Consider the following 11,757-nt stretch of genomic DNA (forward strand, 5'->3'; position numbering starts at 1 on the left):
GCTGGTTATGCGTCAAGCCATCCTAGATGAGCATCTTGAACCAGCGCTCGCGGTACATCTTTACGGAGCGCCAACCCGTTTCTTCCGCTAAATGGTTCAGCGGTGTCACCAGACCAATCCTTTTTCGCGCCATCCGACGCATCACTCTCGCACTCAGGAGGTTCCCACCATTCGATGGGGAGCGTCGGGTTATCCTGCAGGCGTTTGGTTAGCTTTTTCGAGTCAACGATGATGGCCACCGACAGCCTCGCTCGTGTGACGGCCACGTAGAAGCTGCATGCGCTCTTCGCTGCCATTGCTTTGCCTGTAGAGATGAGATCTAGCATCGGTTGCGTGGGGTAGATTATCACGCGGTCGTAGGTCAGCCCTTTGACCTGACCAATGTTCGTAAATCCCAGATGATTGAGGTGCTTTCCTGACGCAGCGCTGCCACGCAGCAGAACCGCTCCATAGCGTTGAACGTAGTCGTTCAGATGCGGCTCGAGAACTAGGAAAACGCCATCATGTCCGGTGATTTCTTTATTGGCCGACGTTGTCGGCGCGAATCCCAGTTCTGGGGGAAAGATCGCGTCAGAGAAGCTCGCGATGGTCTGGTTAGACCTGAAAGTCGTGGTCATCTCTTCGATGGTGAGACGTTCACTTTTCTCATGGTCTCGGTACCAGCTCAATAACTGCAACCGATCTGCGTTCTTGTTTCTGGACGACATGAGGTCGCTGTCCAGCAAGGATTGCCGAACATCGCCAACCATGACTAAACGCAGGCTCGTAAAGTCGAGGAGTCGGGCCAGTATGTCCAGACTCTTGCGACTGATGTCTTGTACTTCATCGATGATGATCTCGTCGTAGATTCGACTCAGTCGATTCTCGACCTTGCCTTGTGCCGCTTCAGCCACCTTAACGGAGAGCTCAGGCAAGCTCTCTCGATAGATCGAGCCGTTAGAAGAGAAATAACGTGCTTCTCCTTTCAAGCGGAAGTGGTCCTTCGGATGCAGGTTGCGATCAAAAATGAACCCCGTGGGCCTGACTTCATCGAAGAGGCACGGCAGGTACGGGCGCACGTAATGCTTGATTAGGAACGCATACCAGCCAATTACGTCAGGTACCTGGTCTGCGCTGCACGCGGCGGAGAGCCTCGATATCAGCTCCTCTTGCCCCGACTCGGTCAGGGTGATGATGAGCCTCCGCTTGGGCCTCTCCCGGTTTGCGCAGGCACGTACGATGCGCTCAGTCTTGCCCGAACCGGCGGCGGCGTGCACGAACAGGTGGTTGTTCATGAGCCTGCTGGCGTATCTGCCATGATCGCGACGATGGCCTCGCTGATGTATTTGGGAGCTGAAAGCTCTTCTGCAGTCTCGGCGAGCGCCAAAGCCGCGTCGGTCTTGTGGCTGGTCATCCACTTAAGGACATCATCACAATCCTGGACATCGAGCGACCGACGGATGACGTCCTCACCGTTCGCGTAAATCAACTGCGGTTCGAGGGTTTCACCACCCGCCACCTCTCCAACGTAGAGTTCACGTCGGCCATCAATGAGGTAGGCATTCAACTTCGCGCGAACGTCGTCAGGACTCTTGCCGTCGTTGTCTCGGATCGCCACCATGCGTTTGTCGAGCAGTGCCGCAAGCTCGAAACCACGCCTGAATGACGTACCACTAATCGACATGACATCGACACCCATGTCGAGGGGTTCCTTGTCGTATTTGTCCGAGAAGAAGCGATTGAACAGAATCTCATCAGATGGCCCTTCAACGAGCACCATTCGGTCGGCGAGCAGGATTCTCAGGGTGTCAAACCCAGAGAGCTTCCGAAAGTAAGCCGTGGTGGTAGCATCCATGTCACCGAGCTTGTGAATACCCCCGTTGCTCAGGAGCGCAAGCTGATCAACACCCAACCGGTTGAGAACATACGAACTATGTGTAGTAATGAAAACCTGACGGTCGGCTGCCAGAGCACTGATCAGCTTGAGTAGTACCCGCAGGCGAGTGTGCGACAGGTGATTCTCTGGCTCCTCGACCAGCACATAGTTGCTCTTCGACGCAGTTCGATCCATCGCAAGTATCGTTTTCGCTATAGCTTGTTCACCTTGCCCAGACAGGCTGAACGGGATCGAATCTAGATCGGGCACGAGAGTTGCCTCCCACGACGCTGCCCGCGACTGGTCAACTTGCACGCCCACCGTAGGCCCCCGCAGACCTTCGGATTCCTGCGCTAACGAGCGATTCAGGTCGGTCAGTAGGTCTTGGCCGAGCTTTGAGCGCATCTTTCGGTACTCGACAGCGATACCCGTACGCGCGCGCTCATCCAGGCGCTCCTCAAGCAATTGCTTCGTGTAGTAATCAAGTGCTCGCTCTGAACGGATCGTCTGGCCATCGATAACCACGATATTGATATCTTTGGGTTTCCTATACAAGGACGTTGAGTGGAAGTCGTGCCAGTCAAGCCGGTAGTACTCCACTGGCAGAACCCGTGGGCAATCTGGTTGCTCGAGATATGACTCCAATTCTTGCACATAGTCTTCATCTGGATGTGCATGCATCGTAACGCCGACTGAATCTTCCTTCGCCATATTGTGCATGCCGCGCATCTTTTCGGCATCGCCGCGTTCCACATCCAAGTAGACGTCGATTCGGAACTCAGGGGGCTTCGGTTTTTTACCTGCTTCAAGGTCATCGAAGAACGCGACTACCAGATCCTTGTTGAACCAGTACGGATTGAGTAGGTCACTTGCCCAACGACCACCGTTCAAGCGTCCCGTCAACACCATTGAGATAGCTTCAAGAATCGTGGATTTTCCAGCCTCGTTGCCACCAACAATGATGTTCATTTTCTCGTCAGGTTCAAAGATAAGCTCCTTGAAACAACGAAACCCCCGGATGTGAACCTTGGTAATCACGACACCAACTCCCCGATCTCTCGCACCAGAGGCAACACACAGTCAAGTTTGGACACAATACGCTGCTGTTCAGACGGCGTAGGCAGTGGGAAAGGCAGCCTTTTCACCGCTTCGAGTGGGACACGCTTCTGTCCCGCTGTTCCAGTCATTTGAGGCACCAAACCTGCCTGCACATATTCACTCTTCAAAAAGGAAAGTAAATAGTCGGCTTCAACACGAGTTCCTGGCCTTAGTACGTGAAGCTCAGTTGTGCCCGCCCCAGAAACTGACCCAAGGTTGCGAATGACCGCTGACTTCCTATTCTGAAAGCACGGCGTAATCTTGGCGATAACAACATCACCCTCGCCAAACTTTGTATATCCTGTCTTGACTTCCCGCCAACTTCGTACAACGGGATGGATCCTGCCCGAAATTCCGTCCTCAATATTGGCCATGGAGAGGAAACCAATTACGTCAGAATCAACCGCTTTGACGGGTGGACTTGAAATAGCGGCAAAACCGAGACGAACCCATTCCCAGGTGTCTGGCAGCTCAAAGGGCTCGTCTGTTTTATCCACTGGTGGCAGTGGCTGCTGTTTTTTGATTTTGCCCTCCTGTTCGAGTTGCTGGCGTTCGTTCTTGATGGTTTCAAGGAGTTCGGTGGCTGTACCGTCTTCGGGGAGTTGCTTGGTGAGTTTGCCGCTGATGGCAGCTTGGAGGATCGCGCGTTCGATTGCCTTCGCGAACTCGCGGTCTAGATGCTCTCTCTCTCTCTCGAGTTCAGCAAGTTGGTCAATGAGCGGCAGAACCTCATCGAGTTTCGCGATTATGCGTTCCTGTTCGGCCAGCGGTGGCAGCGGAAGCGGCAGCTCAAGGATGGTGCCCAAGTTGAGTTCTTGCTGCTTAGTAGTTCCGCTTGTCAAATCATCCATGTTCTGCTGAATATGTGGCGACGAGATGAAGACGTCAACAAACCGAGGAAGTACCTTTCGGAAGGTTCGTATAACTGTGACATGCGAATCCGCTGCCATCGCCGAGTAGTCACCTGAGTCAGGTAAAACTGTTGACCGGCCTACAGTGCCAGTGCCTGTCGAATTCCATAGAATGTCGCCTGCGCTCAGAATTCGTTCCTGCGGAAGCGCCTCGAAGGCCTTGGGCGCATACGGGCGCGCAAATGTGGAATCAAACCCCGACCAACGCACGCACTTTTGAGAGACCGCCGAGTACGGTGAAACATCTGCATAGATCGGAGATTTCCCGCGCTGAGCATATCTCGCGACTTCCCCCACACGAGTCCATACCCAACTCGGGGGGATCACGAATTGCCGATCCTCGCCTGTAATGGGTGGCAGCAACTTCGCTTTCTTCAGTTTCTTCTCTTTGATAAGTGCATCGCGTTCGGCAGCAATCTGTTCGAGGAGTTCTGTTGCGGTGCCGTCTTCTGGGCGCTGGTCGGTGAGTCTGCCGCTGATCGCTGCTTGGAGGATAGCGGCGCGGAGGCGGTCAGCGATCATTCGGTCACCGCCAGTAGTGCTTCGATCTGCGCGATTTTTGCATCGATTTGTGCATCAAGTTCAGCGCGCTTTGCCTTGTACTCAGCGATGGTCTCTTCTGGGCTGAGAACGACGGTTGTTTGCTGCGGGAAGCCGCACCTATCGAGGTTGTAGCCGCCTTCGATGAGCTGATCGGCGGTGAACCGCTGGGCTTTGGGGTTCCCGTCAGCGTCTTCGATCTCTTGGCGATCCGCCCACCACTCAACGGCGTCATCCAGGTGTTCTCTCAGCATTGGTCTGGTTTTTGAGAAGGCTTTGTAGCCTTCGGGGAGGTCAACTCGGTAGTACCAGGTCTCTTTGGTTCCGCCGGTGTTGTCGAAGAACAGCAGGTTGGTGGCAATCGAGGTGTAGGGCGAGAACACTGATCCTGGCAGTCGAATGACGGTGTGAAGGTTAAACTCCTTGAGGAGCCGCTCTTTCAGTGCAAGTTTCGCTCCGTCGTTACCGAAGAGGAACCCGTCGGGCAGCACGACCCCGGCTCGCCCGTTTCGTTTGAGCCGGTAGGTGATGAGCGCGATGAAGAGGTCTGCGGTTTCGGAAGACCGGAAGGCTTGCGGAAAGTTGGCCTTCACCGACTCTTGTTCAGTTCCACCGTAAGGCGGATTCATGGTGACGACGTCAAACTTCTCGCTGTCTTTGAAGTCGCGTACGCTACGTTCGAGTGAGTTGCCGTGAATGAACTGGGGCTGGTCTACGTCGTGCAGCAGTAGGTTGGTCACGCCGAGCAAGTACGGCATTGGTTTCTTTTCGATGCCGTAAACGCTGGAACGGTATGCCTCGCGGTCTTCAACGCTTTCGACCTGTTTGTCGAGATGTTTGAGCGCTGAGGTGAGGAACCCAGCTGTTCCGGCAGCAAAGTCCGCGACGGTCTCGCCAAGTTTGGGGTTGATCATCTCGATCATAAAGTCGGTGACCGCGCGTGGCGTGTAGTACTCACCTGAGCTGCCCGCACTTTGGAGTTCTTTCAAGAGTGTTTCGTAGATCTCGCCGAATGCGTGACGGTCTGCGTAATCCTCGAAGTCGATCTCGTCGATGAGATTAACGAGCTGCCTGATGAGGATGCCATCCTTCATGTACTGGTTTGAGTCTTCGAATACGGCGCGCACGACTGATTGGCTGAGTGGTGTCGATACGGTGATCGGCAGAGCTTTGAGGGCCGGGAAGAGTTCCGTGTTGAGGAATGTAAGTAGTTCTTCGCCGGTTTTGGAGCGCCCGTCTTTCAGGTCTGGTGCCCAGGAGCGCCAGCGGAGCGCCTCGGGGATGATGGATTCGTAGGCTGGGTTGTGGAACTCCCAGTCTGCTTCTTTCGCGTCGTAGACCTTAAGGAACAACAGCCAGGTGAGCTGGGCGATGCGTTGGGCGTCGCCGTCGACCCCGGCGTCTCCGCGCATGATTTTGCGGGAGGTGGAAATAAATGAGTTCAAGCTCATCGGCTACTTGTGCTCCTTATGCAGCTTCGTAGAGGGCATCTTCGAGATCACGAATTGCCTGCAGGTAGGCGTCGCGTCCTCCAAAGAGACGGGCAATCTTCTGCGGTGATCCGTACTGGGTGAACGGGTCAACGCTGAGGATTCTGGTTGTTTCGATTTCAGATATACCGATATCTGCGTACTTATCCAAGAGCGCCTCCAACACTTCGCGGCAGGTGTCTGAATATTTGTGAAGGTAGCCACGCTTCTTGACATGATCGATGCGCTCTTGTTTGGTCAGTGGAGGCCTGTCGAACGCGATGTGGAGGATGAGGTCGAAATCGTCGACGTCGAAGAATCTGCCGTCAGCTTCTTCTCGGATGGCTTCAAGGAAGGCGCCTCGGCTGTTGAGCTGGCCGATGAGTTCGTCTTTTCGTTCGGCCTGCGACCAAGCGGTGAGGAATGAGTCGAGGCTGGAGTAGGTATTCAGCAATGAACGCTTCGAGAAGTCGCGGATCGATTCGGTCACGAGTTTTCCGGTGACGGGATCGACGTACTGCACGCGTTCGTTGAGCAGTTTGACTTCAACACCCCGAACTCGCACCTTCCCTTGCTTTTCGGGGTCCGGTTCGGTGATCCACGGTGGATTACAGATGATCACACCATCCGGGCCGGAGTTCTCGATGTCATCTCCATCCCCGGGGTCTTCTACAGTTTCGTCGTCTGGCCATTCGGGTTCGGGGATCTCGCCATCGTCTCCAGGCTCGGGCGGAGGCATGTCGATGCTGCCTGCTGGGTTGCCGTCGAAGTCTGGGTCGGCAAATAGTCGGGTTGATCCACGGAAGTCCATGATTGTGAAAAACTCTTTGCCGTGTTCAGGATCGAGCCGGGTGCCGCGTCCAACGATCTGTTTGAACTCCGTCATCGACCCGATGTTGGACTCCAAGACGATGAGCTTGATCGTTTTGACGTTGACACCCGTGGTGAGCAGTTTTGACGTGGTGACCAGTGTCGGATACTGCTCGTTGACATCAGCGAAATTGTCGAGCTGAGCCTTGCCCTCTTTATCATCTCCGGTGATCTTCATAACGTATCGGTAGTCCTCGATAACCCGCTCAAGGTTCTCGTTCGCTAGGGCTTGACGCATCCGTTCGGCGTGCTCAATATCGACGCAGAACACGATGGTCTTCGAGTCCGTGCCGTACTTCTCCAGCCAGGACGTCACGTACTTGGCGACCATCTGGGTGCGCTCGTCAATGATGAGGTTACGGTCGTAGTCTTTGACGTTGTACTCGCGATCTTCGACTTCGTTGCCGTCGACATCGACCTGCCCCTCGAACGGTCGCCAGTTCTCCAGGTCGACGTCCAAGCCAACACGAATCACCTTGTACGGGGCGAGGAAGCCATCCTTGATACCCTGTTTCAAACTGTAGGTGTAGACGGGTTCACCGAAGTAGTCGATGTTCGACACTTCCTTCGTCTCTTTCGGTGTTGCCGTCATACCAATGTGGATGGCACTCGAGAAGTAATCGAGAACACGCCTCCACAGCGATTCCTCGCGCACTGATCCACGGTGGCACTCGTCAATGATGACGAGGTCAAAGAACTCGGGTTTGAACTGCCGGAATGGTTCTTCACCCTCTTCACCGGCAAGCTGCTGATACAAGCTCATGTAGACCTCGTAGGAGGAATCCAATTGTTTGCCTTTGACCTTGGTAATGCGGCCTGAGAGCGGCTCAAAGTCACCGTTAATGGTCTGATCAATCAACACATTGCGGTCGGCCAGGTAGAGCACCCGCTTCACATAGCCAGCTTTGAGGAGCCTCCAAATGATCTGAAACGCGGTGAACGTCTTACCAGTTCCGGTGGCCATGACCAGGAGTAGACGGCGGTCGCCGTGAGCAATTGCTTCCAGCGTGCGGTCTATCGCTGCTTGTTGGTAATAGCGGGCTTCTTGCGGTTTGAACGGGTCAACATGGCATGGCTCCGCAATCAGTGCCGCACCTTCAGCATTGAGACCTTTGCCGACCATGTAGCGCCGCCACAGCTCCTCTTCGGTTGGAAACTCATCCAAGCCAATCTCTCGCTCAATACCGGTGAAGAAGTCGTGCTCGATGAAGCCCCTGCCATTTGATGAGTAGGCAAACGGCGCGTCAAGCTTCGCGGCATACCCAAGCGCCTGCTGGAGGCCTGCGGCGACGGTGTGTTCCATGTCTTTGGCTTCAACAACCGCAAGCGGCTTACGGGACTTCGAACCCAGCAACACGTAATCCGCTTTGCTGATCTCGTCACGTTTAGTCTTGGTCCCTTGAACAATGACCTGCCCCGGAGCGATGACAAGTTCCATTCGCAACTGCTCTTTACGCCAACCAGCCGTCTCGGTGATTGCAGGAGTGATAAACCTGAGCTTGACGTCCTCTTCAGTGAGCTTTGACATCGCTGTCCCCCTCCACGCCTTCGACGATTTCTGTAATGTCGCTCAGCCCGCAGTCGAGTGCTTCGGAGATCTTGACGAGTACGGCGGTCGTGACGTTTTCATTGCGTCCGAGCTTGGCGACGGTGCCGGAGCTGATCCCAGCTTTGTGCTGGAGGTCGCGTTTGAGCCATCCTTTGTCGACGAGCTTCTTCCACAACGGGTTGTAGCTGATCCTTCTCATTGCTCGTCTACCTCTCGCTCGTCTGTCTTCTTGTTCCATTGCCCCCCCGTACAAGGCGTTGGTGTCAGCCCCGAGAGTAATCACGCTTGTAGCCTGCACGATCTTTCCAACAGGTGTTCCTGCGTAGTCTTTTTTGCGGTCGAAGTCGTAAACAGTGTTGGAGATTACATCATGTAACTTGCTGACCTTGACGCCACCCCTAGTGTCCTTCTTATCAAGATAGATACGTGACCTGCCTGTGGAAGAAATGACGTTCCGAACGAGGTAGAACATCATTTTGTCGTACCAGTCATCATGGCTTTGCCCGAACTTAGCATGGTCGAGTCCGTCTTTGGGAGCCACCACTGCCCTCAACTCGAGATCATCATCCTCGAAGAAGTAGTCCACTACATCGAGGTAGAAGTCGAGCTTACCTGCTGAGACCTTGTTCCACTTAATCTCGAAGTCACGGGGTAATCCATGCTCTTCGCGAAGCTCAACCAGCCGATGAGAGATGTCCTTCGTGAGCGCGACCGGTGAGACAACTGCTCCGAGCACCATGAACGGCTTGCCGTCGTTGGGACGATGGGTGCTCTCATCGCAATAGACGTTGATGTCACCATTCACCATTCTCACCTCACTTTCAGGTACCTTGCCAATTCTATCGCCGCGCCCAATATCCTGCGGACACCTCGGAGTTGCTTGCCGCTGCCAAGTTTGTGCGTGCTCCAAGTGCTCTCACGAGAAAGGCTTAACTTTTCGTTTGCTCGTGGCCTCGCCTCAGAGAGCTTTGCACGCAATCCGGCATCACTGACGTTGGCTCTATAGAAGGAGCCAGCCATGACCAAAGAACTACGGGTGTTCGATAATCACGATTTCAGCAACAACCGTACTCACCGATGGTGGGCGGAGGCTGTTTTGCGGAAAGGATGCCGCCACTACGTTCGATTTTGAGGACCCAACCAAGGTTCTCGAACACTGTTGTCGTGGGGTGGCAGAACACCACATCATCGTCGATGCGCTAGGTCGTACCCAAGATACGCGTATCATCACCGAAGTCTATCTCTACCAATCGGTCGCATCCTCGAAGCTGGCTGTGGCGGAACGTCTAGAATCGTGGGTGTTCGATAGGGCGTCGGCGTCAATTCGTCGCCACGGCATTTGCGCGATCGCCGAGCCGCTGAAGTACGCCAATTTCCTCGAAGAAGCGATCCACACACTGCGCCGAGTGGCCGGCTCGTCTCGCTGCCGAAAAGACTATGCTCAATATTGCTCCGTAGATCTCATACTTCGACCTGGCGCTAAGGTCGTCGCCGCTATTGGCCACGACAGAGTAGGTACATGGTGAATTACTCACAAATAGTTGAAAAGCTACCGAGCAAATCTAAACCGACACCAAGTATTTTACTCAGTCGCTCAGGATCAATGCTGTCGGAGCCTATCGCAGGACCGTGCTGCTTCAGGAAACACCTTACGACTTTACTTTAGCTAATCGCACGCCCCCTCGTCACTGATAACTTCAAGTTCATGCTCATCGCTAAACCTCCCTCCTGAACGTCCGCACACTCTGCCAAATGTGCTGGAAGCCGCTTTCACCAACTACGTCGAGTTTGCACCACTCTCGCTGCATGCACGCAGCCGCCGCAAACCCGTATCCATTCCGCTTGAAAACCTTCGTAGACTTTGCTGATCTTGGTCTTACCCCTGGTCGTAATGCGTGCCAACAGCTCAGAGACCTCTTGGGGCGTGTAGAACTCCCCACCAGACTTGCCCGCACTGGAGGCGTACATCTGCATTAGGTACTCGTAGGCGTCACCAAAGAGATCGATCGTGTTGTCCCCGAAATCGCCCAACGGCAGCCTGGCAATCTCATTGAGCAGCTTCACCAGCTTTTCATTGCGTTTGGCGACCGTGGTGCCCAGCTTCGGACTGTTCACGTCCAGGTCGTCAAACAGTCCCTTGATGTCGTTCTCACTGTCGTACCCAACAGCTGACCCCTCAATGTTTTTGAACACCTGTTCAAGGGTCTCGTTTAGGTTCTCATCTTGGGCCGCGCGGCCGCGGACGTTTTCAAACAGCTCAGAGGGGCGAATGTAAAAGCCTTTGTCCTTGATCAGGTCAACGACGTCGTCGTCACCAATTTCATCGTCGGAGCATTTGGCGAAGTCGAAGTTCACGTTGCCGGACGCATGCTCACCCTGATTGATGTAGTTGGTCAGGTTTTCAGAGATGAAGCGGTAGAACAGCATTCCCAGGACATAGGACTTGAAGTCCCACCCGTCCACCGAACCGCGCAGATCGTTGGCAACCTGCCAAATCATCTTGTGCAGCTCTGCCCGCTGTCCGTTGCCTCCGGCCGCTACCATCCTGTTGCCTCCCACCTCTGGTCGTGGTTCTTGACCACGCCCCATTGTCCAACTCAAGAAACTCTACTCACCATACATTTGACCTCCGACAAGTAGCTAAATCCGGCTGGTTTACGGCAAAGACTGGCGGCGCCAACTGCGGGTTGGGACGTGGCCGCTGCCAGGTCCAATCAACACCCAAGAGCAAAGCCCCCGACAAGCTTGCACCTGTCAGGGGCTTCAACCTGTTACCACTGGCGGAGACGGCGGGATTTGAACCCGCGAGGGGCGTGAACCCCTACCTCCTTAGCAGGGAGGCGCACTCGACCGGACTATGCGACGTCTCCAGTATTTTCCAAGCATAACGGCTGGGACTCACTCATTTCCACTTGCGCCCGGTTCCGCCATTGTGACTCCGGCCGCGTTTGTCAGCTCCCGGCACATAAACACCGAGTGGGGGTCCACCTTATATTCCGCGAACGGCCCGCACTCCACGAACCCGTGGCTCAGGTAGAGGCGCCGGGCGGGAATGAAGAAGTCTTCCGACCCCGTCTCCAGGTAGGCCCGCACATAGTTGCGCCGGGTCGCCTCGTCCATCAGATGCTCCAGCATGATCGCGCCGATCCCGCGTCCACGAGCCTCCTCCACCACCCGCATGGTCTTCAGTTCCACCGTGCCATCACCCAGGTCTTTGAGCGCCCCGCAAGCCAGGAGATTCCCGCTTTCTCGCAGTCCAAACAGGGTGATGGACGAATCTGCGAAGCGGACAACGTGCAGTGCCCCGGTAATCTCCGGGGCCGACATTGCCACCATCTCCTCAAAGTGTTCATGCACCAATTGGCGCATGTCGGGGAGGTCAATCCCCTCGGGCATGATTCTCATGGCTCGACGATAGTCCAGTTCCCACCTCAACCCCGGTGCCGGTATGCTCCTTGAGCAGAT

8 protein-coding genes, 1 tRNA gene and 2 pseudogenes are annotated in these 11,757 nt (G+C 54.9%); 1 reads left to right on the forward strand and 10 read right to left on the reverse strand.

Features of this window, described 5'->3' with window-relative positions; genetic code table 11:
* Positions 1–5 precede the first annotated feature (5 nt).
* The 7 genes and pseudogenes from SAC06_RS09755 to SAC06_RS09785 all read right to left on the reverse strand — a co-directional run.
* Complete coding sequence (locus SAC06_RS09755) at positions 6–1,274, reverse strand: AAA family ATPase (protein WP_350258104.1); 1,269 nt, start codon at positions 1,272–1,274, stop codon at positions 6–8.
* Positions 1,271–2,893: an ATP-dependent nuclease gene (locus SAC06_RS09760; protein ID WP_350258105.1), complete on the reverse strand. Its 1,623-nt coding sequence runs from the start codon at positions 2,891–2,893 to the stop codon at positions 1,271–1,273. The genes SAC06_RS09755 and SAC06_RS09760 overlap by 4 nt, the downstream gene beginning before the upstream one ends.
* The gene (locus SAC06_RS09765) at positions 2,890–4,386 is read right to left on the reverse strand and encodes a restriction endonuclease subunit S (RefSeq protein ID WP_350258106.1); all 1,497 of its coding nucleotides are present in this window, start codon (positions 4,384–4,386) and stop codon (positions 2,890–2,892) included. Before SAC06_RS09765 ends, SAC06_RS09760 begins: the two co-directional genes overlap by 4 nt.
* Positions 4,383–5,855, reverse strand: coding sequence for a class I SAM-dependent DNA methyltransferase (locus tag SAC06_RS09770; protein WP_350258107.1), 1,473 nt, complete (start codon positions 5,853–5,855; stop codon positions 4,383–4,385). Before SAC06_RS09770 ends, SAC06_RS09765 begins: the two co-directional genes overlap by 4 nt.
* A gap of 16 nt (positions 5,856–5,871) precedes the next feature.
* Entirely contained in the window at positions 5,872–8,271 is a 2,400-nt protein-coding gene (gene hsdR, locus SAC06_RS09775) for an EcoAI/FtnUII family type I restriction enzme subunit R (RefSeq protein WP_350258108.1), read from the reverse strand.
* Positions 8,255–8,491 (reverse strand): helix-turn-helix domain-containing protein, encoded by a 237-nt coding sequence (locus SAC06_RS09780; protein ID WP_350259186.1) that lies wholly within the window; start codon positions 8,489–8,491, stop codon positions 8,255–8,257. Before SAC06_RS09780 ends, hsdR begins: the two co-directional genes overlap by 17 nt.
* A gap of 207 nt (positions 8,492–8,698) precedes the next feature.
* Positions 8,699–9,100, reverse strand: a pseudogene (locus SAC06_RS09785) (DUF3800 domain-containing protein); the annotation flags it as partial.
* 244 nt (positions 9,101–9,344) lie between these two features.
* Between SAC06_RS09785 and SAC06_RS09790 the strand changes: the two are divergent.
* On the forward strand, positions 9,345–9,818 hold the full coding sequence (locus SAC06_RS09790) for a Bro-N domain-containing protein (protein WP_350259187.1): 474 nt from the start codon (positions 9,345–9,347) through the stop codon (positions 9,816–9,818).
* Between the two features lie 325 nt (positions 9,819–10,143).
* Here SAC06_RS09790 and SAC06_RS09795 read toward each other — a convergent pair.
* From SAC06_RS09795 to SAC06_RS09805, 3 genes and pseudogenes are all read right to left on the reverse strand, one after another.
* Positions 10,144–10,836 (reverse strand): annotated as a pseudogene (locus SAC06_RS09795) (type I restriction-modification system subunit M); the annotation flags it as partial.
* A 234-nt stretch (positions 10,837–11,070) separates the two neighbouring features.
* A tRNA-Ser gene (locus SAC06_RS09800) sits at positions 11,071–11,162 on the reverse strand.
* A gap of 28 nt (positions 11,163–11,190) precedes the next feature.
* Entirely contained in the window at positions 11,191–11,697 is a 507-nt protein-coding gene (locus tag SAC06_RS09805; protein ID WP_350258109.1) for a GNAT family N-acetyltransferase, read from the reverse strand.
* Positions 11,698–11,757 lie beyond the last annotated feature (60 nt).

The organism is Scrofimicrobium sp. R131 (assembly GCF_040256745.1).
Taxonomy (GTDB): domain Bacteria; phylum Actinomycetota; class Actinomycetes; order Actinomycetales; family Actinomycetaceae; genus Scrofimicrobium; species Scrofimicrobium appendicitidis.

Excerpts from the sequence above, each read along its gene's own strand:
- SAC06_RS09780 (WP_350259186.1), bottom strand. The coding sequence starts at position 8,491 with ATGAGAAGGATCAGCTACAACCCGTTGTGGAAGAAGCTCGTCGACAAA.
- SAC06_RS09755 (WP_350258104.1), bottom strand. The coding sequence starts at position 1,274 with ATGAACAACCACCTGTTCGTGCACGCCGCCGCCGGTTCGGGCAAGACT.
- SAC06_RS09770 (WP_350258107.1), bottom strand. The coding sequence starts at position 5,855 with ATGAGCTTGAACTCATTTATTTCCACCTCCCGCAAAATCATGCGCGGA.
- hsdR (WP_350258108.1), bottom strand. The coding sequence starts at position 8,271 with ATGTCAAAGCTCACTGAAGAGGACGTCAAGCTCAGGTTTATCACTCCT.
- SAC06_RS09805 (WP_350258109.1), bottom strand. The coding sequence starts at position 11,697 with ATGAGAATCATGCCCGAGGGGATTGACCTCCCCGACATGCGCCAATTG.
- SAC06_RS09765 (WP_350258106.1), bottom strand. The coding sequence starts at position 4,386 with ATGATCGCTGACCGCCTCCGCGCCGCTATCCTCCAAGCAGCGATCAGC.